Source organism: Stenotrophomonas lactitubi, from assembly GCF_002803515.1.
Taxonomy (GTDB): Bacteria; Pseudomonadota; Gammaproteobacteria; order Xanthomonadales; family Xanthomonadaceae; genus Stenotrophomonas; species Stenotrophomonas lactitubi.
This window is the reverse complement of record NZ_PHQX01000001.1, coordinates 2,302,718-2,327,047: the sequence shown is the minus strand read 5'-3', so window position 1 is coordinate 2,327,047 and position 24,330 is coordinate 2,302,718. Positions and strand designations below refer to the sequence as shown.

The window sequence follows — 24,330 nt, the reverse complement described above, 5'->3', positions numbered from 1 at the left end:
CAGGGAATTCGAAGATGACTGTTTCGAACACGGAGATTGAAATGAATAACCCGAAGAAGGCTCGTGGTACTGGCCGCGGTCCGCGCCGCTCGCGTCTTGGTGCATTTGTCCTTTCTGGTGCACTGCTGGTCAGCGCACAAAATGCCAACGCAGGCATGCCGGTGATCGACTACACCTCGATCTTGCAGGATTTATACACTTGGCTGGATCAGATTAATGAATACGCCAAAGAAAAGACACGCTGGGATGAAGTCAAACAGCAGATTGATGACGCGCGCTCGCTGTTCAGTGCTATGAGTTTTATGATGAACATGCCGAAGGCGCAGGAGCTGAAGCGTGTGAAGGACAATTATCTGGTGGCAGAGACGTGTGGCCAGGACGCGACGGGACTTAGCCTGACCAATCTTGTCGATGCGGTGGGCTTCAAGCCGACCGCAGATATCAAACAGCAGCAGAAGCAGATCTGCGTGAACATCCGCATGATGCAGAACCGGAAGTTCAATGATTCGATCGATTTCATGACGACTACGTCCGAAGAAATTGAGAAGGCCATGTACGCGAACTTCATGGCGCGCAGGCAGAGCAACCAGAGCGGCAACGTGCAGGCGGCCGACAGTGATGCCAAGCGCCTGGGTAATCAGATTCAGGCACTGTCCCAACAATGGGTGGGGCGCATGCAGGCGTACGACGCCTACATCGCAGTGATGGAAACCAATCAGAACGTGGTCGCTCAGGCCGCACTGAAGGGAGATCCTACGAAGAAGCTTGCGAGCGATCTGGTGCGCACGGCTGCGCTCAAGACCGCCTTGAGCATTGATTGATCGCAGCTGGACCTATGAAGCACCGGCCGGGCAGGGTGTCCGGTCGGAGGCAAGTGGAATCGCCAAAGGATTGTGGAAATGAACATCGCGCTGATTGCCAGCTTTGACTTCTCGGGAGGCCTGCACGAGTTGCTTGGATATGCCGTACGCATCCAATCAATCGGCGACTTCATGTTCTTCCGGCTGATCCTGGAGTTCCTCCAGGACCGTATCAATGACTTTGGCATCAAGCTGCTGGGCAACATGATGAAGTGGGTTGGCTTCATGGCTCTCACCCTCATGACGCTGTGGGTGCTGATCCAGGGATTCCGCATCGTCACAGGGCGCAGCCGAGATTCAATGATGGTGCTGGTTACCAATATGGCGCGTGCCGCGCTGATCGTCAGCGTGGCCACTACCATGGCGATGTTCGGTCAGAACGTGCAGGACTTCCTCAACAAGGATGTGAAGGGGCTGATCTCCCACGTGGTGACCGGTAAGGACGACCCGCCGGAAAAGCAGATCGACCAATCCCTTGCCTGGATGCAGGTCGCCCTGTCCAGCATCGACGCGATCCAGGTGCTGAAGGACGAAAGCCTGCAGGGTCAGAAAACCCAGGCGCAGATCTTCATCGGATTGGGTACCGGTGGTCCAGCGATTACCGCGGGCGCGATGTTGCTGCTGTACCAGATCGCGATGGCACTGTTCATCGGCTTGGGACCACTGTTCATTCTTTGCCTACTGTTCGAGCAGACCAAGCAGTTGTTCCAGCGATGGTTGTTCTACGGAATCGGAACGATGTTCTCGATGGCGGTTCTGGCAGCGATGGTGTCGATCGCGCTGGACATGGTCATCCGCGTTGCAGGTTCGTTCTGGGCGACAGCGTTGGTGGACAAGTATCTGCTTGACGGCGCACTGGCCGACGGCATGACCAGCCAGGCCATGCAACAGGGCGGTATGGGGCTGATTCTCACCACCTTGATCCTGACTGCGCCCCCAATGGCCGCGATGTTCTTCCAGGGCACACTGGGTACCTTCATGGCATATTCGCAGATAGGCGGCGGTGCCGCCGGTGCGCCGAGTTCGGATGGTAGACCGGCGGGTACCTATACGCCGTCGGCTCCGTCTAAGGGTGAGGCGGACAGTGGATCTCGAGATGCTAACGCTAATCTCGGTATGGGGAGGGTTGTCACTCCCCAGCAAACTGGCCCTAGCAAGCAGGACAGTGGCCTCCGTGGAGCCTACTCCGGCGGGCAGTGATCAAGGTTGTAGGCATAGGAATATGGAGTCGAGCAGCATGCAAGCATTGGTCAAGTTCACACTCACTCTTGCTGTCTTCTTTGCCGGCGGATCTGTTGCCTTTGCAGAAGGGGGCTGTCCAGCTGGGCAGTACCCGATCGGTGGGCAAGGTGTTCAGGGCTGCGCGCCGATACCAAGTGCTGGGAGCGGCGGAGGCGATTTGCGCCCGAATGGCCGCTGGACCAAGACGTGGGGCGCAATTTCAATTTCGCCTTCGACTCTTGATGTGGGAACTTCGGTAGGACAAAAATCCAAGGCCGCAGCATTTGCGGAAGCGAAAGCGCGATGCTCCACATACGGCGCGAAAGACTGCGGCGAGAATTTTTCATACAAGAATCAGTGTGTCGCTGCTGCCGCTCCTGCAGGGGGAAGAAGGGGGGGGGTGTATTATTCGACCGCAGCGACCAAAGAGCTTGCCGTTGAGCGAGCGACACAAGCCTGTAAACAAGGTGGTGGCGCAAGCGACGCGTGTGCAGTGTCTTACTCTGATTGTACTGAGCCAACATTTCATAGCTATTGAGCTGGCTGCTAAGTCCCAATTCGTATCTTCCGGCGTATTCGGCGAGAGTGTTGGCAAGATCGCGCTTCGCCGAGCAGTGCGCGCAGACCGGTCACTTCTCAGGAAGCCGGCCTCCGCGGCCTTAATTTGCTTGACGATGAAAATTGTATGAAGAAGATGAAGGCACTCCTTACTCTCTCTCTTCTCGCTTTGTCCTGTGCAGCCTACGCAGAGGGAGGGTGTCCGGCTGGGCAGTATCCAGTTGGAGGGCAGGGTGTTCAAGGCTGCGCCCCGATTCCGGGAGGAGGTGGTGGTGGTGATCTGCAACCGAACGGTCGTTGGATTAAGACCTGGGGAGCGATCTACCAGTCTGACGCTACGGGTGCCATGGGGGCATCTGTTGGGAAGCGAACCAAAGCAGAAGCAGAGAAGGAAGCAAAGGATCGCTGTACTACCTACGGCGCTAGCGACTGTACGGCTTTGATCGCCTATAAGAATCAGTGTGTTGCATATGCATATCCGAAAAAGAGCAGCGCGGGGGGGCGAGTTTCTGCCGTGAGGGGGCCAACAAAGGAAGTTGCTTCGACTGAAGTGCTAAAGCTCTGCGCAGCTCGTAACGAAAACCAGTGTGAAGTTCTGTACAGCGATTGCACGGAGCCACTTTTTCACTCTTATTGAGAAGTATGCCTTGGTAAGGGTAGGTTGATGGTTTTCGATGCGTCGCCAGGCTGTAGGGATGGTCGGATGGAGGTGATTGTGCCTCCCCCTTTGTCGTCAATATTTCGGATTATTGTTTCCCTGAATAAGCGAGCCTCAAAGCTGTCGATGATCCTCAGCGCGCTTGCCCGAACTTCTCTCGAGCATCTTGCAGAATCAATTGGTCGGTCTTGGTTGGTTTGCAGTCAGTATGGTTCGCTCCTCCGAATGCTGGATTCTGCATCTAGATGATCAAGATCAATGACCTGTCTTGTCGGTCTGATGGGTGAGGGTCACATGAAGGCGAAGGCACTATTTACCTTGTTTCTTCTCGGTGCCTCGCATGCTGCCTTTGCTGAAGGTGGCTGTCCTGCTGGTCAATATCCCATCGGTGGACAGGGTGTGCAGGGCTGCGCGCCGATTCCGAATGCTGGAAGCGGCGGTGGTGATTTGCGCCCTAATGGGCGATGGATCAAGACTTGGGGGGCAATTTCCATGTCGGACGCTACAGGCAGCATGGGCGCGTCGGTTGGAAAACGCTCCAAGTCAGAGGCGGAGAAGGAGGCGCGGGGTCGCTGCGCAACATACGGCGCCACTGACTGCTCGACAGCTATTACATACAAGAACCAGTGTGTTGCTTACGCGGATCCAGAAAAGGGAAGCAATGGCCGCATTTCCATATCTGCTGGGCCTTCAAAGGAAGTTGCTTCCGCTGAAGTATTGAAGTATTGCGCTTCCAGAGGCGGCGGGGCGTGTGTAATTCGTTATACCGACTGCACCGAACCCCTTTTCAAGTCATTCTGATTCACGTCGAGCGGAACGCGCCTGCGCCATCGTATCTGCGCGAAAAATGAAGTGCATTCTTGCCTGCGAGAGGGATGTCTTCGGTCGCAGATAATTTGAGTGGTGTGTCCTGCTAGACGCTGGTTGATGAATTTTTTCGTCGACACATGGGCCACGCATCAGTGTGATTCGTAGGAAAAATCCGATACGTTGCTGATGCAACGCACGGTATCGTAGTGGCTTGGACAAGTTGCGGGCTTGCGCTGCGCTTGTCGGAGCGGTCGTAAGTCTCCATGCCATTCGAAGGAACGAATCATGCAGAATCCCTTTCGTGTAGTGATGCTGGTCGGCGCTCTGGCGCTGGCTTCGTCAGCACACGCCGCCGACAGCTGGGTCATTTACGCCGGTGGCGACATGCCCAACCGTGAAGCGTGGGTAGTCGATGCACAAACGCTCAGCAGCCGCGCGGACCTGGTCGGTTTTCTGCAGCGTGCCACGCCGGAAGAGCAGAACGCGTACTTGAAGCAATTGCGCCGCAAGAAACCGCCGAAGCCTGGTGAGCCCCTCGCTGGCCCGGATCCGGTGTACGAGATCCAGGTCAATACGGTTTACGAGAACGCGATCAAGCCGAATCGGCTGATCAGGAAGTACTCGGTGAACTGTGCGCGTAACACCGTGGCTATGAAGATGAGTCTGGTGCAATGGCGCGACCGTGCGATCGAGGATGTCCCACCGGAGAGATTCGATCCGACCAGCGAGGCAGTCGAGCCTTGGCAGGTGCAACTGGTGCGTTTTGCCTGCCTCGTCGGGCCTGACCCCAAGGCGAAAGTGCCGGCGGAAATGATGAAGCGCGGCTTCCTGCCCATCGGTGACGTCGGCCAGTCACCTGCGAATTTCATATGGGGCAATCTGTGGAAGGATGGCACGCGCCCAGCGTTCACCTATCGGCCGACCGACGCCGAAATGGACCGGGCTGAGCGCAGTCTGGAAGCGAATCTGGCGCGTGGCCAGAAGGAGACCAGCCGCGTTCTGGATGAGTCGCTTCGCGCAGCCAACCGCGTGGGCCGCAACAATCTGATGGACATGTGGATCGGCAAGACCGAGCAGGAGTTCGTGCGGACATGGGGCACGCCGGACCGTGTGGAGAATGGGACCGATGGTTCGCGCACCTTGTACCTGCATCGTGGCGAACGCGTTCAGGGGTTGAACGTATACGGGCATGTCGTCAGTGACGTGAACAACCGCTGCGATATCACGGTGCTGACGATGGACGGCTACGTCCGTGACTACGCCACTCAAGGGGCCACGTGCGCGCAGCAGTTGCGCTGATCGTGGCTACAGGCCAAGCCGCCGGGAATCCGGGAAGCCATGAAGCGAATCCACCAAGCTATCTTGTCGTGCCTGCTGCTGGTTGCGGGCTCGCTGCCTTCTACTGCAATGGCTGAAGGCAATTGCCCACAGGGCATGTATCCCATCGGTGGCCAGGGTGTGCAGGGTTGCGCGCCCATCCCCGTGAGCAGCACAGGCTCGCCGTACAGCAATCGCCCCAGCTGGGCGCAGACCGTGCGCGGCGTGGCGATGGATGCCCGCGGCGACACGTTCATCAGCAACTCGATGCGTTCGCGGGGCAAGGCCAAGCGCGCGTCCATGAAGGAGTGCAGGGAATTCGGCAAGGGTGAATGCACGTTGGCGACCCTGTTCCAGGCGCAGTGCGTGGCGGTCGCACACGCAGGGCTGGGTACTGAAACCACTAGCGTCGTCGCAGCCATGTCCGAACAGGGTGCGGTCATTGTCGCGATGCAGCAATGCAGCGCGAAGGCTGCATGGCGGCAGATGCCACAGGATCAATGCAGGATCGCCAACACGGCCTGCACCGCGGATCTGTTCATCAGGTAGGGCACCATTCACGTTAAGCCCAGTTTTTATGTGATCAATTCCGCTTTTCGCTTCTCCCGACCTTCGACGCGGCAAAGCTCCTCGCGGTAAGCTCCCCGCGCGTCATAAAAATGACGCGCCAGTGCCACCGAACGCAGGAGCTTTTCCGTCCAATGAGGACTCTGTCCGCCCGTCCGACGGGTGACGCTTGCCACTATCGCGGCCACGCCGTGCGCGGGGCTATGATCCGCATCTGCGCAGGCGCGGGCGAGCCGGGACACCGCGTTCCGACCGGCCAGGGAGGCGGGCATCGGCAAGACGACATTGAAGGAGTGGGAGGGGATGGAAGACAGGTTTGGCGCACACATGGACGATGCCCTGGCATTTGTTCCATCCGGTGCGAACCTGCTCGAAGCCGTCAGGGGCGAGCTCAACGGCGATGGCATCGAGTACCAGTTGCTGGTCATCGACCAGCCGACGCCGGAAGGGCTGGTGCCCGGCCAGCACGGACCGAACCGGGTGCTGCTGTTGCTGCGCGGTGACGGGCGCGGGCGCTGGCAGCTGGCCGCGCGCAACGACAAGCTTGTGCCGTGTTCTACCCGCGGTGGCCTGGCCGGTGACCCTTTTGCGTATGCAATGGTTGAGGAAGACACCTTCAGCGTGATCACCAACGGCGGCAGCCGCGAGCGCTGGAGCAGCACGTACCGGTTCCGCTATGCATCGGCGGACAAGTCCTGCTGGGTGGATGGGGTGAGACGCAAGGTCGTGGATATCGAGACCGAAGCGACCAACATCCGGGACTTCTCGGTGGCGGAACTGGGCAGGGTGCGGTTCGAGGACTTCGACCCGTCCAGTGTCGCCGAGGTGTCGCTTCCATGAGCCAAGCTCCAACCGGCGGAAAGGAATCCGCGCTGATGAACATCCAGGAGTTGCACTGTGTCGACCGATAGAGAGTCGCAACTGCTGCGGCAGGCGACCAACGCCGGCATCGACTCCCCCCTTGAACTGGCCAATTTCATGGCTCAGGCAGGGCACGAGTCGCGCGGCTTGAGCCGGCTCAACGAGAGCTTCAACTACACCCGGGGCATCTCGCAGATCCCGGTGGAAGCGGCGTGGCGCAATGGCACCGAGGCGCTGGAGTCCGCGCGCCAGGAAGCCCTGCGAGGGCGTCCGGATGACCTGGCCGAGCTGATGTATGGCGGCCGGATGGGCAACGATGCGCCTGGTGATGCGCTGAAGTACCACGGGCGCGGTTATCTGCCGCTGACCGGCAAGGAAAGCTACCAGCGCGCCGGCACTGCGCTGGACCTGGACCTGGTCAATCAACCCGAGCTGGCGTCGCAGCCGGAACATGCAGGACGCATCGCCGTGTGGCAATGGCAGAACCGTGTGCCGGAGCAGGCGCGCGAGGACGTGCGCGAGGCGACCTACGCCATCAACGGCGCCGTCAACGGGGTGGAGGATCGGCTCAAGCGTTTCGAGGCGTGGCAGCAGAAGCTGACCCCTGACGTGATGGACCGGCTTGCCCGCGGCGAAGTGGGTGAGCGCGCACAGCTGCCTGAGCGCCCGCGCGATATGTCCGATCCGGCCCATGCCGGCAACCGGCTGTTCACCGACGCTCGCGGCCATCTACAGCAGATGGGGCCGCAGAGCGGCCTGCGCAGCCAGCAGGAGCTGGACAATACGGCCGGCGCCCTGGCGCTGAGCGCGCAGAAGGCCGGCATGAGTCGCATCGACCACGTGGTGGCCGGTACCGATGGCAGGGCACTGTTTGCGGTGCAGGGCGCCATGGGGGACCCGGCGATGCAGCGCTCGATGGTGGAGCGTGAGGCCGCCGCCCAGCTGCCGTTGGAGCAGAGCAGCCAGCAGTTGGCGGCCGAAGCCTCTTCCCGCCAGGAACAGGCCGCTTCGGTTACCCGCGAGCAGGAGCAGAACCGCCCGCGATCGCTGTAATCTGGGCACCGCCTGCAGGTCGGAGACCGGCGGGCCCATCGCACGACACCGAGCACCCTCGGGTGCCTACATGGATCTCTTTGTAAGGACACAACATGCGAAACACTTTCCTGCGTTCCAACGTGGCCCAGCGTGGTCGCGCTTCGGCACTGTTGCTCTTGCCGCTGGGACTGGCTGCCGCCATGGCCCACGCACAACAGGCACCGGACGCTCCGGCGGCTCCCGCCGTCGAGGAGGCTGTGCCGGCACCGATCGTGGCCGCAGCGGACGCGCAGACGCCCGCTGTCACTGCAACGGATGCTGTTCCTGCACCGGCTCCCGTCGCAGCGCCCGAGCTGATGCCGGCCGTGGTTGCTGCACCTTCGCCGTCCATGCCGCCCGCACCTGCACCGCAGGCGGAACCGGCGACGGGTGTCGCTCCGGAAGCCGTCGCCGCCGAACCTGCCGCGCCAGCACCGGCAGTACCAGCGGCCGACGTTGCTTCCACCAATGCTGCGCCTGTCGCAACAGCCCCTGTCGCAGCCCCGCCGGCTCCCACGCAGGTGCCGGCCCCCGTTGCCGCCGCTGCACAGGTGCCCGGCACCGCACTGGCCATGGCACCCGTCCCACCGCCAGCCCAAGTTGCACCACCCATCATCCCGCTGGCACCGGACCAGGCCGCCGAGCGCCAGCTCGGTGCGCGCTGCCCGGTCGATCTGGCCGGGCGCCTGGCACCGCAGGGCGATCTGATGATCGGTGCCTGCCAGGGCACGCTGCCGCCGCATCTGGCGGCGCTGCTGGTGGCATTGCCTGAGCAGGACATCCACCTGCCGCGCAGCTGGCGCGAGCGTGAGGTGCGCCAGAAGGCATGGTTCAAGGCTGTGGCTGGCATGGGTCAGCGCCCGGACTTCATCGCCCGCCTGGGCGACATCTGGGTGCGCTCGTTTGAAGGTGCGGATGCGTCGACGACCACCTACCTGGTCTCGGCGCCGTTCGACTGTGCCGATGGCGCGCTGTCAAACGAGAACACTGCAGATCCGGTCCGGCTCGCAGCCGGCAATTGCGGGCAGGCCTACGTCCGCCAGCGCGTTTACCTGGTTGGCAGCGACGGCGTGCCGCAGGACATCACTGCGAAGGTAATGCCGGCGGCACCGTCGATCGCCGAGGCCGATCGTGCCCGTCACCGCGCCGGCGAAGGCAAGGTCAGCCTCGACCACAGCAAGTTGCAGTACGGGCCGGCCATGCGCTGGTTCGTGCAGTACCCGGAATCGCCGCAGAAGACCGGTCCGCACAGCTTCAGCGACTGGAACCGTGAGCACCTGGCCTTCGTGGTCTGGAACGGCACCCGCTTCGAGTTGCGCGATACCGTGACGCGCGCTCAGTGGCCGTGCGATCCCGTAGCGCCGGGTGACAAGGCCTGTGGCGGTTTCCCGGACTCCGGCCCGGATGCGTACGTGCTGGCAGGGCCAACGGCGAACTCGGCGGTTTCCAGCCCCTGATCGACCGCAGAAAACAACGGGAGCCAGCAGTGCCGGCTCCCGTTTTCATTCCAGCAATCGTCAGGCGTGCAGGCTGCGCTGGGTCGTCTGGGCCTGTTCCAGCTGCTGCTCGCGCGCCAAGGCCTGGCTGGCAGCCTGCTGGTCGATACGCAGGCTGCTCTGCTCAAGCGGCGTGTTCATCGCACGGGTAGTGTCGACCGACACGCGCAGATGGCCGGGGTCGCCGCCCTGGCCCTGCAGGGCGAAGCTGCGTGACGCGTCGGCACTCATCAGCACCTCGTCGATACGCTGTCCTCCGGCGGCATGCATCTCTGCAGCCAGGGAGCCTGCCAGCTGCGCGCTCATGCCATCGGGCATGCGGCCGACGCGGGCGTCCTGTGCGTGCACGCCGCGCAGGGCGTCGTTGAACAAGGGGTTGCCAGCGTGACCGGCGTCGTCGATGCGCAGCATGCCGAGGGGGAGCCCCTGCCGTTCCGCTTCGCGGCGTGCGGGTTCGCCCGGTTCCAGCGGGCCGCGCAGATGGTCGAAGAGATCCTTCACTCCGCCCGGCAGGCCGCGCGTACCGGTGGTGACGCCACTGCGCAGCAGCTCCATCTTGTCCCGGTATTCGTCGATCATCTTGACGTTGTCGCGCGCCAACGCCTGTGTCTCTGGCCTGCCCAGCACCGAGTCGTCGCCGAGGAAATTGACCAGCTTGTGTGAACCGAAGGAATTGGCGGCCGCGCCCAGTGCGCTGTCGGGAATCAGGATGCGCAGACGGCTGTTGCTGAAGCCCCAATCACCCAGCGTGTCGATCTCCCGGGGCGTGGCGTAAACACGCACCTGGCCGAAGTGCGGCGAGGCAGCACTGACCGGGTCGGCAGCCATGACGTGGTTGACCACGCTGGTGCCGCCTTCGGGGATGCGGTAGCCAAGACTGGCCGCACCATAGGCGTTGAAGGTCTCGCCTTTCAGGTTGTAGTGGTGTGCGCTGATCTGGGCCAGCGCCCCGCCCAGCGAATGGCCGGTGACGGTCACCTCCGGCGCCTGGCCGAGGTCGCGCCCTTCTTTGGCAGCGTAGGCGAGGGCGCGTTGGGTCAGTGCAAGCGCGTCTGCGGCCTGCACGTTGTAGCGGGTGACCACCATGCCGCCGTCGGCAAGAAGGCCATCGCGCGCGATCTGCTCGGTGCCGCGATGGGAGACCACGATCTCCTGCGTGTCCACGCGCTGATAGATCGTGCCTTGATAGCCATTGAAGCGATTGCTGACATGCTCGAGCACTTTGTAGTCATGCCCGTTGAGCGCTACATGCTCTTCCTGCCCGGGGGCGCGGCGACCGACTTTCAGGTCGCGGTAGGCATCGTTGGACAGCGCGGCGTAGTCCTGGCTGTCGAGGGTCACGGCTGCACCTCATCGGCCGTCAACGTGGCAGAGAACAGCGTGTCCTGCAGTTCCGGGCGGAAGCGGCTGGCGTCCTTCTGGCCGGTAGCGCCGTAGTCGGGCAGGTCCGCCACTCGCGGGTAATCGCCCTGCGGATAATGGCGCGTCTCGCTCTGGCCCTTGACGAACGGATCGGCCTCGATGAAAGACAGGAAGCGGGTCTCGCCGTCGGCGCCGGTCGCCTTCAACATCGCACCGGCACCACTGAAAGCCCAATGGCAGACACCGCGGCCGTAGTAGTCCTCGTCGAGCATGCGGTCCAGGTAGATGGTGCCGCGGTACTCGTTGTCGGTGACCCTGCGCAGCGTCACCGGCTCCTGGCTGGTGATGCGTGCCGGAGCGCCGGTGGCCGGCTCGATGTAGCCGCACTGCGCTTCGTTGCTGACGTCGTACTGGGCAACGCCTTCGACCACGGCAAAGCTGCCCGGCGGGTTCTGCAGGCGCAGTACCAACTCATAGGCCTTGCGCGGTGAAGGGTTTAGCTTGGCCAGGCCACGTCCTCCCTGGGCGACATCGGACTCGGCGGAAGCAAGTTCCTGGTTCATGGCGGTCTCCGGGCTGCAGGCGATCAGTAGAAGCAAGACAAGACACGGGAGGGACGTGCGGCGCACGGTCAGCCTCCGGTCGGGGGAGTGAACGCGTTCGCGAAGGGGCACGCAGCGGGCGACGGAGATGCGCACCGCGCTGGCGAGGAAAGACGGGCAATCACGGCATGTCTCCTTTCCTTGGTGACCACGATCCCGAACCCGGGAGGGGTAGATTGCGCGATTCTCGCGGCAAAAAAGTGAAATAGTCGAAATTTTGACGCTATCAACTTGGATTGGATGCGGCGAACTGTGATTCGTATCCGGATTTCACATGTGTAGAGCGGGCGTCAGGCGCTGACTGTTGCTTCCTCGATGCGGGGTGATCCGGGATGATCAAGTTACTCAATCCGTTCCGAAGACATGCCGACGATGCTTTCCATCCGCCCTGAACTGCCCGCAGACACTGCTGGAATCCACTCGCTGACCGAGGCGGCCTTCCGCAACGCACCGCACAGCAGCCACACCGAACACCACATCGTCGATGCATTGCGTGAGCGTGGCGAGTTGAGCATCTCGCTGGTGGCGGAGGATGCCGGCCGACTGGTCGGTCATGTCGCGATTTCCCCGGTCAGTGTGCAGGACGGCAGCCAGGGCTGGTTCGGGCTCGGGCCGATTTCGGTGCTGCCGGAGCAGCAGGGACATGGCGTGGGCACGGCATTGATGCGGGCCGCGATCGAGGCGTTGCGCGTGCAGGGCGCGCGGGGCTGCGTGCTGTTGGGCGAGCCAGGCTATTACGGGCGTTTTGGTTTTCGTGCCGTGCCGGATCTGGTGCTGCCGGGCGTGCCGGCGGAATACTTCCAGACGCTGTGCCTGCAGCCGCCGATGGCGCAGGGCGAGGTACGTTACTCGCCGGCGTTCGACGCGGTCGGTTGATCGGCGGACGGCCGGCGCTCCGGGCGCCGGTCAGCCTTGATGGCGAAGGTGAATGAGGGGATATGGACGACCCTGCGAATCCACCGGCGAGCGGCCGGTTTCAGTGAAACCCATGCGCTGATAGAAGCCCACAGCCTGTGCATTCTGCGCATTGACGTCGGTGGTCAGTTGCGGGTGCCGGGCCACCGCATGCAGCAGCAACTGGCGGCCGATGCCGGTTCCGCGCACGTCGGGATCGATGAACAACGCTTCCATGTGCGAGCCGTCGATCAGCATGAAACCCTGCGGCCGGTCTTGGTCGTCGACTGCCACGACCAGCGGGGCGTGCGGCAGGAAGCCGGCGACTTCGGCGTCGATGGCCTGGCGGTCTTCGGCACTGAGGAAGTCATGGGTGGCGTCGACGGCCCGGCGCCAGAGGTCGACGAGAGCGTCGCCATCGGTAGCGCGGGAAGGGCGCAGGGTGGTCATGGGCATGTCCAAGGTGCTTCGCAAGTGCACGCAAGTATAGCGGCCGGAACTGGAGGGAAGATGCCGTTTGGAGGCGGCCTGCGAGGCGCTGTCGACTTGGTCACAGAGGCCTGCGCTACACTGCGGTCGCGCTGAACTGTTCGAATTCGAGAACCGCCATGACCGACACCCTGGGCGTGCCCGTGCACGACGCCGACGAGCACTGGATGCGTCACGCGTTGGCATTGGCCGAACGCGCACAGCGTGAGTTCGACGAGATCCCGGTCGGCGCGGTGCTGGTGGGCGCAGACGGTCAGCTGCTGGGCGAGGGCTGGAACCTCAACATTGCCTCGCACGATCCCAGTGCGCATGCCGAGATCGTGGCCATGCGCGAGGGCGGGCGGATGCTGGCCAATCACCGCCTGATCGGCAGCACCCTGTATGTCACCCTGGAGCCGTGCGCGATGTGCGCGATGGCGATCGTGCATGCCCGTGTGGCGCGCCTGGTCTACGGTGCCAGCGATCCCAAGACGGGTGCCTGTGGCAGCGTGTTCGATCTGGTCGGTGATGCCCGCCACAATCACCGGGTCGAGGTCCATGCCGGCGTGCTGGCCAAGGAGGCGAGCAACCGCCTGACCAACTATTTCCGGGCCAAGCGCGGCAAGCCGCCGCTGCTGCTGGAGGACCGCGCTGGCGAGGGCTGAGTGGCGAAAGGGTATGATGGCCGCCACTTTCCTTTACCGGCCGGCCTCGTGCCTGCCCAGCAACGAGGCGACACGATGGCAGAGAACGGCGCGGCCAACGAGCGACTGATCTGGATCGACCTGGAAATGACCGGGTTGGATACCGACAACGATTCGATCATCGAGATCGCCACCGTGGTCACCGATGCCCAGCTCAACGTGCTGGCCGAGGGCCCGGAGTTCGCCATCCACCATCCGCTGGAAACACTGGAAGCGATGGACGAGTGGAACCGCAACCAGCATCGTCGTTCGGGCCTGTGGCAGCGTGTCATCGACAGCACCACGACGCTCGGCCAGGCCGAAGCGCAGACAGTCGCCTTCCTGGCGCAGTGGATTCCGGCCGGCGTGTCGCCGATGTCGGGCAACTCCATCTGCCAGGACCGCCGCTTCCTGCACCGGCAGATGCCGCGGCTGGAGAAGTACTTCCACTACCGAAACCTGGACGTGTCCACGGTGAAGGAACTGGCCAAGCGCTGGGCGCCGACCGTGGCCGCTGGCGTGGGCAAGAACAGCAACCACACCGCGCTGAGCGATGTGCACGATTCGATCAACGAACTGCGCCACTACCGCCAGTTCATGGGCGCACTGTCGGGCCTGCCGACCCCTTGATGGGTAGTGCCGGCCGCTGGCCGGCAACCCTGCGGCGCAGGTGAGGATCAGGTGCTGCCGGCCAACGGCCGGCACTACGCTGCGTTCAACTCCGCGGCGCTATGATCGGCCGCATGAATGACCCCATCCTGCTGCCCCGTGATATCGCCCACGACGCCGGCGACTGGTCTGACCTGCAGCGGGCGGTTGCCTTGCTCGAGGCACCCACGATCACCGCACGCATGGCCAACCTGGTCGGGACGCCGCTGGAGTTCGCGGTGAAGGCGCTTCCCACCTCGGTGTCCAACCGCATCCACGGCGCGGTGCAGGCGGCGTTGTCCAAATCCGTGCAGGCCGCGCTGTGGAGCATGGACAACACTCCTGGCAAGGGAGCCTCGACACGTTGGCACAAGCTGGCGGCGGCGACGTCGGGCGCGGTTGGTGGTGCGTTCGGCTTTGCCGCGCTGTTCATCGAGTTGCCAGTGTCGACCACGATCATGATGCGCGCGGTGGCCGATGTGGCCCGCAGCGAAGGCTTCGATCTATCGCAGTTCAGTACCCGCCAGGCCTGCCTGGAGGTGTTCGCACTGGGCGGCAATTCGCCGCGCGACGATGCCAGCGAGACCGGCTACTACCTGGCCCGTGGCTTCACCACCGATGTGATGCGCCACCTGTCGGCCGAACTGGCCGGGCGCGTGGTGACGGGACGCGACCTGACCCTGGGCGTGGCGCCGAAGGAAGCCGGCAAGCTGCTGGCCAAGCTGGTGGAAAAGGTCGCCGCGCGCTTCGGTGTGGTGATCACCGAGAAGTTTGCCGCGCAGGCGGTGCCGATCGTCGGTGCGGCAGCCGGCGCCACGCTCAATACCATGTTCACCGACTACTACCAGGACATGGCCCGTGGCCATTTCATCGTGCGCCGGCTGGAGCTGAAGTACGGCGAGGAAGTGGTGCGCACCTGCTATGACCGCATCGCGCACGGCGGGGTGTTGATCGAGCCGACGTTGTAATCCACGCCATGCGTGGAGGCGGCATCGTTGCCTCGGCGGCACAACTGTTTTGCACGAACGCGCCTGTTGCGCGCGCAGCGCCATCCCCATCCTTGCCGGCAATCCCCCGCAAGAGAATGCCGCCATGTTGTTCACCCCCCACCGCCTGGGCGCGCTGACGCTGCCCAACCGCATCGTGATGCCGCCGATGACCCGCTCGCGTGCGGCTGCCGGCAATGTCGCCACCGCAGAGATGGCCGAGTACTACGCCCAGCGTGCCGGTGCCGGCCTGATCGTCAGCGAAGGCACCCAGATCAGCCCGCAGGGCCAGGGCTATGCCTGGACCCCTGGCATCCACAGCGAAGCGCAGGTGCAGGGCTGGCGCAGGGTCACCGATGCCGTGCACGCGGCCGGTGGTCGCATCTATGCCCAGCTCTGGCATGTAGGCCGGGTGTCCCATGTTGCTCTGCAGCCGGACGGCGCGGCGCCGGTCTCTTCCTCGGCACTGCTGGCCGAAGGGGTGAAGGTCTTTGTCGACCCCACCGGCGCCGGTCCGGAATCCGGCGTGGGCGAGATGATCCAGCACTCGATGCCGCGCGCGCTGGGTGAGGACGAGATCCCGGGCATCGTGGCCGACTATGCGCAGGCGACCCGCAATGCACTGGCCGCTGGCTTTGATGGCGTTGAGTTGCACGGTGCCAACGGCTACCTGATCAACCAGTTCATCGACTCGCAGGCCAATCAGCGTACCGATGGCTACGGCGGCGCGCTGCAGAATCGCCTGCGCTTTCTGCGCGAGGCGGTGCAGGCGGTGGTCGATGTCGCTGGCGGCGAGCGTGTCGGCGTGCGTCTGGCGCCGTTGACCACGCTGCAGGGGGCGGTGGACGACACGCCGCAGGCGACCTATCTGGCTGCCGCGCACCTGCTGGGCGAGCTGGGTGTGGGATACCTGCACATCGCCGAGGCCGACTGGGAGGATGCCCCGTTGATGCCGGTGGCGTTCAAGCAGGCGCTGCGGATGATCTATCCGGGCACGTTGATCTACGCCGGCAAGTACACCGCGGAGCGTGCCGGGCAGGCGCTGGCGGAAGGCTGGGCCGACCTGATCGGCTTCGGCCGGCCGTTCATCGCCAACCCGGATCTGCCTGAGCGCCTGCGCACCGGCGCGGTGTTGAATTCGCCGGATCGCGCGACGTACTTCGGTGGTGGCTCGGTCGGATTTACCGATTATCCGACGCTGGAAGAGGCCGTGGAGGCCTGACTCCGCGTCCGCCGGGCATGGCCCGGCGCTACCGATGCTGGTGGGTGGGTGCCGACCGTTGGTCGGCACTACCAGGATGGATCAGGGCCTGTCGCGCACCAGTGCGTCTGCCTCGACCACGCCGCCATCCTTGCCATGCAGGTACAGGTGCATGTCCTGCTGCGGATACGGGATGTTGATGCCGGCCTTGTCGTAGCCCAGCTTGATCTGCTCCAGCAGGGTGACCTTGGTGCCGAAGTGATCGGCCGATTTCACGTAGCAGCGGATGCCCAGGTTGATCGCGTGCGCACCCAGCTCGTACACCACCACGTCCGGTGCGGGCGTCTGCAGCACGCGCGGGTCGGCCTTCATCAGCGCCAGTGCGGTATCGCGGGCCAGCTGGATGTTGTCTTCGTAACCGATGCCCACCACCAGTTCGACGCGGCGGGTGGGCTCTGCCGTAAGGTTGATGATCGGTGCGGCGGTGATCAGCGTGTTCGGAATGGTGGTGTGCTGGTTGTCGGCACCGGTGATCACGGTCTGGAAAATGCGTACTTCGCGCACGGTGCCGGTCTGCCCGGCGATGGTCACCACGTCGCCCACGCGGAACGGGCGCAGGGTCACCAGCATCACGCCCGAGGCAATGTTCGACAGCGAATCCTTCAGTGCCAGGCCAACGGCCAGACCGGCGGTGCCGAGCACGGCCAGCAGCGGAGTGATCCTTACGCCGAGCGTATCGATGGCCAGCAGCACTACGATCACCAGCGAGGTGGCGTACACCACGTTGCGCAGGAAGTTGCCCAGCATCGGGTCCATGCCCATGCGCGTGGTCGCGCGCGGCATCGCATTGGACAGTCGGCGTGCGACCCACATCCCGACCAGAAACACGACGATGGCAGCGAGCAACGGCACGCCGTAGGTTTCCAGCAGACGCTCCCAGTCGAGCGAATGGAACCAGGACGTCGTGGCGGGCGAGGGTGGGGCAGCGGCGATCATGCGGACTCCTTTTGCAACGGGAACATGTACGACAGGAACATGGCGTGCGCGGACGCCAGAAACAGCAAGCCCCGCGAAGGCGGGGCTTGCGTGCAACTTCAGTATGGGCCGACGTCGATGAAAGCGACGTCAGCCATCAAGCATCAACGGCTCAACCCTTGGCCTTCAACTTGGCCAGACGCAGCCAGGTATCGACCACAGTGTCCGGGTTCAGCGACACCGACTCGATGCCTTCCTGCATCAACCACTCTGCCAGATCCGGATGATCGGACGGGCCCTGGCCGCAGATGCCGACGTACTTGCCCTTGGCACGTGCGGACTTGATCGCCATCGACAGCAGCTTCTTCACCGCCGGGTTCCGCTCATCGAACAGGTGCGCGACGATCGACGAGTCGCGATCCAGGCCCAGGGTCAGCTGGGTCAGGTCGTTGGAGCCGATCGAGAAGCCGTCGAAGATTTCCAGGAATTCATCGGCGAGCAGTGCGTTGGACGGCACTTCGCACATCATGATGATCTTCAGGCCGTTCTCGCCCTGCTTCAGGCCATTCTGTTCGAGCACCTCGACGACCTTGCGGCCTTCTTCCAGGGTGCGCACGAACGGGATCATGACCCACAGGTTGTCCAGGCCCATCTCGTTGCGCACGCGCAGCACGGCTTTGCACTCCAGCGCGAAGGCAGCCGAGAAGCTCGGATCGACGTAACGGCTGGCGCCGCGGAAGCCGATCATCGGGTTCTCTTCGTGCGGCTCGTAGCCGCTGCCGCCGATCAGGTTGGCGTACTCGTTGGACTTGAAGTCCGACAGGCGCACGATCACCGGATTCGGTGCGACCGAGGCAGTGAGGGTGGCGATGCCTTCGGCCAGACGGTCCACGTAGAAGCCGACCGGATCGGAATAACCGGCGATCTTCTCGTCGATCTTCTTCTTCGTCGCGGCGTCCTGGCGGTCGTATTCCAGCAGCGCGTTGGGGTGGATGCCGATGTGGCTGGCGATGATCATTTCCAGGCGAGCCAGGCCGATGCCGGCATTCGGCAGCTGGCCGAAGTCGAAGGCACGTTCCGGGTTGGCCACGTTCATCATGATCTTCAACGGTGCCGGCGGCATGTTGCCCAGATCGGTGGTGGTGCGCTCGAAACCGAGCTTGCCTTCGTAGATGAAGCCGGTATCGCCTTCAGCGCAGCTGACGGTGACCAGCTGGCCATCTTCAATGACCTTGGTCGCGTTGCCCGAACCGACCACGGCCGGCACGCCCAGCTCGCGGGCGATGATCGCGGCGTGGCAGGTACGGCCACCGCGGTTGGTGACGATCGCCGATGCGCGCTTCATCACCGGCTCCCAATCGGGATCGGTCATGTCGGCGATCAGCACGTCGCCCGGCTGCACGCGGTTCATGTCTTCCAGCGTCTTCACCACGCGGGCCACGCCAGCACCGATCTTGGCGCCGACGGCGCGGCCTTCGGCGAGAACGTTGCCACCCTTTTCGGTCAGCGCGAAACGCTCGATCTGGGTGGCATGGCTGCGCGACTTCACGGTTTCCGGGCGCGCCTGCACGATGAACAGCTTGCCGCTGACACCGTCCTTGGCCCACTCGATATCCATCGGGCGGCCGTAGTGCTTTTCGATGGTCAGTGCCTGGCGCGACAGTTCGGCCACGTCTTCATCGTTGATCGAGAAGGTGGTGCGCAGTTCGGCCGGGGTGTCCTCGATCCTGACGCGCTCGCCGGGGACATCCGAATACACCATGCGGATCGCCTTGCTGCCGAGCGAACGGCGCAGGATCGCCGGCTTGCCGGCCTGCAGGGTGGGCTTGTAGACGTAGAACTCGTCGGGGTTGACCGCGCCCTGCACGACCATTTCGCCCAGACCGAACGAGGAGGTGACGAACACCACGTCGCGGAAGCCGGATTCGGTGTCCAGGGTGAACAGCACGCCGGACGAACCCACGCCCGAACGCACCATCAGCTGCACGCCCGCCGACAGGAACACGTCTTCGTGCTTGAAGCCGTGGTGCACGCGGTAGGCGATGGCACGGTCGTTGTACAGAGAGGCGAACACTTCCTTGACCTTGTGCACGACATCGTCGGCACCAGTGACGTTGAGGAAGGTTTCCTGCTGACCGGCGAAGGAGGCATCGGGCAGATCTTCGGCGGTGGCCGAAGAACGCACGGCTACGGCCACGTCGCCGCCACCGTTGTCGGCGCTCAGCTTGGCGTAGGCGCTGCGGATGTCCTGGTCCAGCTGCGGCTGCAGCGGCGCATCGATCACCCAGCTGCGGATTTCCTTGCCGGCCGCGGTCAGCGCGGTGACGTCCTCGACGTCCAGCGTGGCCAGCTTGTCGAAGATGCGCTTGGACAGGTCGTTGTGCGCGATGAAGTCCTTGAAGGCTTCAGACGTGGTCGCATAACCTCCAGGAACGGAGACGCCCAGACCGGCCAGGTTGCCGATCATCTCGCCCAGCGAGGAATTCTTGCCGCCTACGCGGGCCAGGTCGGCCAGACGCAGTTCGTGCAACCACAGGATGTTCTCGTTCAAGCGCGATGCTCCGTTTGGCCATCGCCCGAGGCGGGCTTGGATGGCCGCGTCCGTAGGAAGAAGCCGATATGATGCCGGGCAGACCACCGTCGGCACAAGCTTGTGTTGACGGCCCTTTTAGGCTTCGTAGGGGGTAAATGCGCGCATGTCGACCATCCGTCCGGTGTTCTACGTTTCCGATGGAACCGGTATCACCGCTGAAACCATTGGGCATAGCCTGCTGACCCAGTTCTCCGGGTTCAGCTTCATTACCGACCGGATGTCATTTGTCGATGACCCCGAAAAAGCCCGGGAAGCGTGTGCCCGGATCCAGGCGGCGGGGGAGCGGTACCAGGTCCGGCCGATCGTGGTGAACTCCTGCGTGGACCAGAGCCTGAGCGTGATCCTGTCCGAAAGCGGGGCGCTGATGCTGGATGTGTTCGCCCCGTTCATCGAGCCGCTGGAGCGCGAACTGTCCAGCTCGCGCCTGAACCGGGTCGGCCAGGCCCACGGCATGGTCGACTTCGACACCTACCACCGGCGCATCAACGCGATGAACTTCGCGCTGACCCATGACGATGGCATCGCGGTGAATTACGACGACGCCGACGTGATCCTAGTGGCGGTGTCGCGGGCGGGCAAGACGCCCACCTGCATCTACCTGGCCCTGCATTACGGGGTGCGCGCGGCCAACTACCCGTTGACCGACGAGGATCTGGAGAGCGACCGCCTGCCGCCACGGCTGCGCAACTACCGACGCAAGCTGTTCGGCCTGACCATCGACCCGGACCGCCTGCAGCAGATCCGCCAGGAGCGCCGGCCCAATTCGCGCTACGCCAACCTGGACACCTGCAAGCGCGAGGTGGCCGCAGCGGAGGTCATGTTCCAGATGGAACGCATCCCGACCCTCAGCACCACCCATACCTCGATCGAGGAGATCTCCAGCAAGGTGCTGGGTACGCTGGGATTGCAGCGCGAGCTGTATTGATCCTTTCCCTCGCGCCGCGCTGCCGCCCAGCGGCCGGCACTACCAATGGGCGCTTCAACTGCGCCCTGTAGAGCCGAGCCTATGCTCGGCTGGGCCACCGGGTTCTGGCCGAAGAGCAGCCGAGCATGGGCTCGGCTCTACAGGGGTGATCGCCGTTGGCGGCTTGGCTGCGGGTTGAACTGTCCCCACGTTGAAGGGCCAACGTGTAGGATCAACCCATGGCCCGAGCATTGCCCCGTACCGAGCGCATTCCCCGCCTGAGCCGGCTGAGCTGGCTGATGGGGCTGTACGCGGAGAATTACCGCCACCTGGTGCGCCTGTTCGCGCCGGCCGAGCTGGTGGCGGGAAGCTACGTCTCCTCGGTAGGTGACGGCCTGGACGTGCGCCTGGATGTGATCGAGTGCCACCGCTACACGGTGGAGCTGCGCCTGACCTACGACCTGGCCGACCCGGTGACCGGTGAACCTGACCCATCGGCCTTCGTCCGTCTGTACCGGGACGCGCGCCAGGCCGAGACCACCCACTGCTACGTCGGCCGCCGCTGGCAGGACACGATGGGCCTGTACCCGCCGCCGGCCGAACTGATCAGCCATCGCATGCGGATGAACACCTTCCTCGGCAAATGGCTGGAATACCTGGCCGAACGCGGCCATGGCGTGGCTACCCTGCGCCTTGACCCTGACGGCAACACCGTGGGTGCCGGCGATCGTCGCCTGTCGCTGGTGCGTTGATCGGCCATAATCCACGGCTGACCCGCCGCCGGATTCGCACATGCCGTATACCCCGATCGTCGCCACCCTGGGCTATGTGCTCTCGCCCGATCGTCGCCAGGTGCTGATGATCCATCGCAATACCCGGCCGGGTGACCACCACCTGGGCAAGTACAACGGCCTGGGCGGCAAGGTCGAGCCCACCGAGGACGTGGCCGCCGGCATGCGCCGTGAGATCGCAGAGGAAGCCGGCATCGACTGCACCGCCATGCGCCTGCGCGGCACCATCAGCTGGCCGGGTTTCGGCAAGCATGGCGAAGACTGGTTCGGTTTCGTGTTCGTCATCGACAGCTTCGAGGGTGCCCCGCACGGCGGCAACCACGAAGGCACCCTGGAGTGGGTGGACGTGGACAAGCTGGACACGCTGCCCATGTGGGAGGGCGACCGCAACTTCCTGCCGCTGGTGTTCGATGCCGATCCGCGCCCGTTCCACGGGGTGATGCCTTACCGGGATGGACGCATGCAGAGCTGGTCCTTCAGCCGTCTTTGACGCGGTGAGCAGATCAGATTGAAGGCTGATCCTGATCGCTTGATTGAGCACCGGCCTTGCCCGGCATGCTCATGGATGTGATGGTTAATTAATACCCGGGCAATATTTGACGTCATTAAATTACCCGGGTAATATTTACGCATCCTCACTGATGCCATTGTCATGCAAGCATCCCGACTCGCCCCTTTCAGCTGTTTCGACGGCCATCGCCTGGTCGTCTCTGGTACGCCGGAAGCGGCCGCAATGGCACTCAAGCAGTTGCGCGCGGACAACGCGCCCGGTCCACTACTGGTATTCGACAACGCCACCGGCCGTACCCACGATTTCGATACTCGTGGCAGTGATGCGCAGCTGCTGGTGCGTATTGCCAAGGCGTTTCCAGCGCCAGTCGAAGTGGATGAGGGCCCCCTGGTCGATGACGCGTCCGTCGTCCCGCGTGGCCGCGGACGTCCCAAGCTGGGTGTGATCGCCCGCGAGGTGACTCTGCTGCCTCGTCACTGGGCATGGCTGGCCGAACAGCCGGGCGGTGCCTCGGTGGTGCTGCGCCGGCTGGTGGAAGCGGCCAGCCGCGCCGGTGCGGACAAGGACCGCACGCGCCGCTACACCGAGCGCGCCTATCACTTCCTGCAGGCCATCGCCGGTGACCTGCCGGGCTTCGAAGAGGTCATCCGCGTGCTGTTCGCGCATGATCGCGCCGGGCTTGAGGCAGCGCTGCAGTCCTGGCCAGCGGATGTGCGCAGCCACGCCCTGTGCCTTGCCTTCGATGACGCTGCGGACGGCGACGACTGAATCACCGCGCGGCGCGTGATTCAGTCGTCCTGATCGCGGGCTGCGCACCATCCCCTGTGTGCTTCCTTTGCTGGCGGAGATGCCGGGCAGGGCGGCGCCTTGCCCATGGAATCCCATGAACTCTGCTTCCAACCCGATGTCCCCGGCGATGACGCCACCGCTGTGGCGCAGCTACCTGGCCCTGCTGTTGCCGATGCTGCTGACCAATGCGTTGCAGCTGGCCGCAGGCACGCTCGACAACATCTACCTTGGCCATCTGCTGGGAACGCAGGCGGTAGCCGCCGCCGCCGCGTTCTTCCCCGTCTTCTTCCTGCTGCTGGCATTGGTGATGGGCCTGGCGACCGGGGCCATGGTGCTGATCGGACAGGCGTGGGGTAGTGGCAGGCCGCAACAGGCGCAGGCTGTCGCTGGCAGCGCGGTGGCCCTGGTGGTGATGTTGTCGGCGCTGGTGATGGCGGTGGGTGGCATCTTCGCGCCCCAACTGCTTGTGGCACTGGGAACACCAGCGCCGATCCTGGTCGAGGCCATCGTCTATGCGCGGATCGTGCTGTTGGGTGCGCCGGTCTTTTTCCTGCTGTGGCTGGCCACCGCCGTCAGTCGTGCAGTGGGAGATGCGAAGACGCCGCTGCATGCCCTGTTGCTGGCTACCGTGGTCGGCCTGTTGTGCACACCGCTGTTGATCCTGGGCTGGGCCGGCCTGCCGAAGCTGGGGGCCGCCAGTGCGGCCTTGTCGGCAGTGTTCGCCTCAGCGCTGGCGCTGGGCTGGTTGCTGTGGCGCTGGCATTGCGTCGGTCATCCGCTCGCTCCAGGCCGGGAGCTGCTCGGTGCCATTCGTTTCGATGGGGCGCTGGTGCGTTCGATGCTGCGCATTGGTGCGCCATCTTCCCTGCAGATGCTCAGTCTGGCCATTGCCGAGATCGTGCTGCTGGGCTGGATCAACAACCATGGCTACCAAGCGACCGCCGCGTATGGTGCGGTCAACCAGTTGATGAGCTGGGTGCAGCTGCCGGCCATGTCGCTCGGAATCACCGCCACCATCCTCGCCGCCCACGCGATGGGCCCGGGTCGGGCGACGCGGCTGCCGGAGATCGCCCGCACCGGTGTGCTGCTGGGCCTGGGTCTGTTGACGCTTGTGGTGGCTCTGGCAGTCGGGTTGGCGCCGTGGCTGGCTGGGCTGATCCTGGATGCGCCGGCGGTGCGGGAACTGGCGGCCCAGCAGTTGCGCACGGTTGTGTGGGGCGTGCTGGCGATGGGAATCAGCGCGGTGCTGGTCGGGGTGATGCGCGGCAGCGGCTTCGTGCTGCTGCCGGCGCTGGCGGGAGTAGCCGCTGTCCTGCTGCTGGAGCTGCCGTTGGCGACGTGGCTGCAGGCGCGGCATGGCTTGGCTGGGCTGTGGTGGGCCTGGCCGCTGGGGTTGCTGGCGATGCTGTTGCTGCAGCTGCTTTGCTTCTTCGGCTGGAGGCGCCGGCTTGCTGTTCGAGCCTGAGCCAGAGCACATGCGGAGCGGGGCGGGGCCTGTGAC

25 protein-coding genes are annotated in these 24,330 nt (G+C 63.9%); 20 read left to right on the top strand and 5 right to left on the bottom strand.

Translation table 11 applies throughout. From position 1 onward, the window contains the following. Positions 1-14: 14 nt before the first annotated feature. The 10 genes from CR156_RS10960 (at position 15) to CR156_RS23180 (ending at position 9,383) form a co-directional block, all read left to right on the top strand. Complete coding sequence (locus tag CR156_RS10960; RefSeq protein ID WP_133120084.1) at positions 15-821, top strand: hypothetical protein; 807 nt, start codon at positions 15-17, stop codon at positions 819-821. A 78-nt stretch (positions 822-899) separates the two neighbouring features. Beyond that, a complete protein-coding gene (locus CR156_RS10955) occupies positions 900-2,060 on the top strand; it encodes a TrbL/VirB6 family protein (protein ID WP_100552879.1) in 1,161 nt (386 codons plus the stop codon). Next, complete coding sequence (locus CR156_RS10950) at positions 1,957-2,619, top strand: DUF4189 domain-containing protein (RefSeq protein ID WP_331273747.1); 663 nt, start codon at positions 1,957-1,959, stop codon at positions 2,617-2,619. Before CR156_RS10955 ends, CR156_RS10950 begins: the two co-directional genes overlap by 104 nt. A 147-nt stretch (positions 2,620-2,766) precedes the next feature. Continuing rightward, a complete protein-coding gene (locus tag CR156_RS23310; protein WP_331273746.1) occupies positions 2,767-3,276 on the top strand; it encodes a DUF4189 domain-containing protein in 510 nt (169 codons plus the stop codon). A gap of 315 nt (positions 3,277-3,591) precedes the next feature. After that, the gene (locus CR156_RS10940; RefSeq protein WP_100554145.1) at positions 3,592-4,098 is read left to right on the top strand and encodes a DUF4189 domain-containing protein; all 507 of its coding nucleotides are present in this window, start codon (positions 3,592-3,594) and stop codon (positions 4,096-4,098) included. A gap of 294 nt (positions 4,099-4,392) precedes the next feature. Continuing rightward, the gene (locus CR156_RS10935) at positions 4,393-5,406 is read left to right on the top strand and encodes a hypothetical protein (protein WP_100552877.1); all 1,014 of its coding nucleotides are present in this window, start codon (positions 4,393-4,395) and stop codon (positions 5,404-5,406) included. 183 nt (positions 5,407-5,589) lie between these two features. Continuing rightward, a complete protein-coding gene (locus CR156_RS10930; protein ID WP_243381798.1) occupies positions 5,590-5,973 on the top strand; it encodes a DUF4189 domain-containing protein in 384 nt (127 codons plus the stop codon). 321 nt (positions 5,974-6,294) lie between these two features. After that, entirely contained in the window at positions 6,295-6,831 is a 537-nt protein-coding gene (locus tag CR156_RS10925) for a hypothetical protein (protein WP_100552875.1), read from the top strand. 57 nt (positions 6,832-6,888) lie between these two features. Continuing rightward, entirely contained in the window at positions 6,889-7,905 is a 1,017-nt protein-coding gene (locus tag CR156_RS10920; protein WP_100552874.1) for an XVIPCD domain-containing protein, read from the top strand. 95 nt (positions 7,906-8,000) lie between these two features. Continuing rightward, on the top strand, positions 8,001-9,383 hold the full coding sequence (locus tag CR156_RS23180) for a hypothetical protein (RefSeq protein WP_223880110.1): 1,383 nt from the start codon (positions 8,001-8,003) through the stop codon (positions 9,381-9,383). A 60-nt stretch (positions 9,384-9,443) separates the two neighbouring features. Here CR156_RS23180 and CR156_RS10910 read toward each other — a convergent pair whose 3' ends face one another. Together CR156_RS10910 and CR156_RS10905 are read right to left on the bottom strand one after the other, a co-directional pair. After that, a complete protein-coding gene (locus tag CR156_RS10910; protein WP_100552873.1) occupies positions 9,444-10,763 on the bottom strand; it encodes an XVIPCD domain-containing protein in 1,320 nt (439 codons plus the stop codon). Continuing rightward, positions 10,760-11,413, bottom strand: a complete 654-nt coding sequence (locus tag CR156_RS10905; RefSeq protein ID WP_100552872.1) for a hypothetical protein — start codon at positions 11,411-11,413, stop codon at positions 10,760-10,762. The genes CR156_RS10910 and CR156_RS10905 overlap by 4 nt, the downstream gene beginning before the upstream one ends. 345 nt (positions 11,414-11,758) lie before the next feature. Between CR156_RS10905 and CR156_RS10900 the strand changes: the two genes are divergently transcribed. Then, positions 11,759-12,262 carry a GNAT family N-acetyltransferase gene (locus CR156_RS10900; protein WP_100554143.1) on the top strand — a complete coding sequence of 168 codons (504 nt, stop codon included), beginning with the start codon at positions 11,759-11,761 and terminating at the stop codon, positions 12,260-12,262. Positions 12,263-12,292: 30 nt separating this feature from the next. Here CR156_RS10900 and CR156_RS10895 read toward each other — a convergent pair whose 3' ends face one another. Next, positions 12,293-12,730 carry an acetyltransferase gene (locus CR156_RS10895; protein WP_100552871.1) on the bottom strand — a complete coding sequence of 146 codons (438 nt, stop codon included), beginning with the start codon at positions 12,728-12,730 and terminating at the stop codon, positions 12,293-12,295. Between the two features lie 158 nt (positions 12,731-12,888). Here CR156_RS10895 and tadA point away from each other — a divergent pair, with 158 nt between their 5' ends. The 4 genes from tadA to CR156_RS10875 all read left to right on the top strand — a co-directional run bounded on the left by tadA (position 12,889) and on the right by CR156_RS10875 (position 16,287). Beyond that, positions 12,889-13,413: a tRNA adenosine(34) deaminase TadA gene (gene tadA, locus CR156_RS10890; protein WP_100552870.1), complete on the top strand. Its 525-nt coding sequence runs from the start codon at positions 12,889-12,891 to the stop codon at positions 13,411-13,413. Positions 13,414-13,488: 75 nt separating this feature from the next. Next, on the top strand, positions 13,489-14,061 hold the full coding sequence (gene orn, locus CR156_RS10885; RefSeq protein ID WP_100460358.1) for an oligoribonuclease: 573 nt from the start codon (positions 13,489-13,491) through the stop codon (positions 14,059-14,061). Between the two features lie 113 nt (positions 14,062-14,174). Further along, positions 14,175-15,047: an EcsC family protein gene (locus CR156_RS10880; RefSeq protein ID WP_100554142.1), complete on the top strand. Its 873-nt coding sequence runs from the start codon at positions 14,175-14,177 to the stop codon at positions 15,045-15,047. A 124-nt stretch (positions 15,048-15,171) separates the two neighbouring features. Beyond that, the gene (locus CR156_RS10875; protein WP_100552869.1) at positions 15,172-16,287 is read left to right on the top strand and encodes an alkene reductase; all 1,116 of its coding nucleotides are present in this window, start codon (positions 15,172-15,174) and stop codon (positions 16,285-16,287) included. Between the two features lie 81 nt (positions 16,288-16,368). Here CR156_RS10875 and CR156_RS10870 read toward each other — a convergent pair whose 3' ends face one another. Continuing rightward, positions 16,369-17,262, bottom strand: coding sequence for a mechanosensitive ion channel family protein (locus tag CR156_RS10870; RefSeq protein ID WP_100552868.1), 894 nt, complete (start codon positions 17,260-17,262; stop codon positions 16,369-16,371). Between the two features lie 151 nt (positions 17,263-17,413). Next, entirely contained in the window at positions 17,414-19,792 is a 2,379-nt protein-coding gene (gene ppsA / locus CR156_RS10865; protein WP_089236005.1) for a phosphoenolpyruvate synthase, read from the bottom strand. A 145-nt stretch (positions 19,793-19,937) separates the two neighbouring features. On the opposite strand from ppsA, the gene ppsR reads away from it, so the two are divergent. The 5 genes from ppsR (at position 19,938) to CR156_RS10840 (ending at position 24,294) form a co-directional block, all read left to right on the top strand. Beyond that, a complete protein-coding gene (gene ppsR / locus CR156_RS10860; RefSeq protein WP_089236004.1) occupies positions 19,938-20,759 on the top strand; it encodes a posphoenolpyruvate synthetase regulatory kinase/phosphorylase PpsR in 822 nt (273 codons plus the stop codon). Positions 20,760-20,977: 218 nt separating this feature from the next. Beyond that, positions 20,978-21,490, top strand: a complete 513-nt coding sequence (locus CR156_RS10855; protein ID WP_100552867.1) for a DUF1249 domain-containing protein — start codon at positions 20,978-20,980, stop codon at positions 21,488-21,490. Positions 21,491-21,530: 40 nt separating this feature from the next. After that, on the top strand, positions 21,531-22,019 hold the full coding sequence (locus CR156_RS10850; protein WP_100552866.1) for an NUDIX hydrolase: 489 nt from the start codon (positions 21,531-21,533) through the stop codon (positions 22,017-22,019). Positions 22,020-22,181: 162 nt separating this feature from the next. Continuing rightward, on the top strand, positions 22,182-22,808 hold the full coding sequence (locus tag CR156_RS10845) for a DUF2239 family protein (protein ID WP_100552865.1): 627 nt from the start codon (positions 22,182-22,184) through the stop codon (positions 22,806-22,808). Between the two features lie 115 nt (positions 22,809-22,923). After that, positions 22,924-24,294, top strand: coding sequence for an MATE family efflux transporter (locus CR156_RS10840; protein WP_100552864.1), 1,371 nt, complete (start codon positions 22,924-22,926; stop codon positions 24,292-24,294). Positions 24,295-24,330: the final 36 nt, after the last annotated feature.

What these genes read in the sequence shown, in the direction of transcription:
- CR156_RS10870 (WP_100552868.1), bottom strand. Translation starts at nt 17,262, where the DNA reads ATGATCGCCGCTGCCCCACCCTCGCCCGCCACGACGTCCTGGTTCCAT.
- CR156_RS10960 (WP_133120084.1), top strand. Translation starts at nt 15, where the DNA reads ATGACTGTTTCGAACACGGAGATTGAAATGAATAACCCGAAGAAGGCT.
- orn (WP_100460358.1), top strand. Translation starts at nt 13,489, where the DNA reads ATGGCAGAGAACGGCGCGGCCAACGAGCGACTGATCTGGATCGACCTG.
- CR156_RS10950 (WP_331273747.1), top strand. Translation starts at nt 1,957, where the DNA reads ATGCTAACGCTAATCTCGGTATGGGGAGGGTTGTCACTCCCCAGCAAA.
- ppsR (WP_089236004.1), top strand. Translation starts at nt 19,938, where the DNA reads ATGTCGACCATCCGTCCGGTGTTCTACGTTTCCGATGGAACCGGTATC.
- CR156_RS10845 (WP_100552865.1), top strand. Translation starts at nt 22,182, where the DNA reads ATGCAAGCATCCCGACTCGCCCCTTTCAGCTGTTTCGACGGCCATCGC.
- CR156_RS10840 (WP_100552864.1), top strand. Translation starts at nt 22,924, where the DNA reads ATGAACTCTGCTTCCAACCCGATGTCCCCGGCGATGACGCCACCGCTG.
- CR156_RS10940 (WP_100554145.1), top strand. Translation starts at nt 3,592, where the DNA reads ATGAAGGCGAAGGCACTATTTACCTTGTTTCTTCTCGGTGCCTCGCAT.
- CR156_RS10935 (WP_100552877.1), top strand. Translation starts at nt 4,393, where the DNA reads ATGCAGAATCCCTTTCGTGTAGTGATGCTGGTCGGCGCTCTGGCGCTG.
- CR156_RS10925 (WP_100552875.1), top strand. Translation starts at nt 6,295, where the DNA reads ATGGAAGACAGGTTTGGCGCACACATGGACGATGCCCTGGCATTTGTT.
- CR156_RS10900 (WP_100554143.1), top strand. Translation starts at nt 11,759, where the DNA reads ATGCTTTCCATCCGCCCTGAACTGCCCGCAGACACTGCTGGAATCCAC.
- tadA (WP_100552870.1), top strand. Translation starts at nt 12,889, where the DNA reads ATGACCGACACCCTGGGCGTGCCCGTGCACGACGCCGACGAGCACTGG.
- CR156_RS10895 (WP_100552871.1), bottom strand. Translation starts at nt 12,730, where the DNA reads ATGACCACCCTGCGCCCTTCCCGCGCTACCGATGGCGACGCTCTCGTC.
- CR156_RS10955 (WP_100552879.1), top strand. Translation starts at nt 900, where the DNA reads ATGAACATCGCGCTGATTGCCAGCTTTGACTTCTCGGGAGGCCTGCAC.
- CR156_RS10855 (WP_100552867.1), top strand. Translation starts at nt 20,978, where the DNA reads ATGGCCCGAGCATTGCCCCGTACCGAGCGCATTCCCCGCCTGAGCCGG.
- CR156_RS23310 (WP_331273746.1), top strand. Translation starts at nt 2,767, where the DNA reads ATGAAGAAGATGAAGGCACTCCTTACTCTCTCTCTTCTCGCTTTGTCC.
- CR156_RS10850 (WP_100552866.1), top strand. Translation starts at nt 21,531, where the DNA reads ATGCCGTATACCCCGATCGTCGCCACCCTGGGCTATGTGCTCTCGCCC.
- CR156_RS10875 (WP_100552869.1), top strand. Translation starts at nt 15,172, where the DNA reads ATGTTGTTCACCCCCCACCGCCTGGGCGCGCTGACGCTGCCCAACCGC.
- CR156_RS10880 (WP_100554142.1), top strand. Translation starts at nt 14,175, where the DNA reads ATGAATGACCCCATCCTGCTGCCCCGTGATATCGCCCACGACGCCGGC.
- CR156_RS23180 (WP_223880110.1), top strand. Translation starts at nt 8,001, where the DNA reads ATGCGAAACACTTTCCTGCGTTCCAACGTGGCCCAGCGTGGTCGCGCT.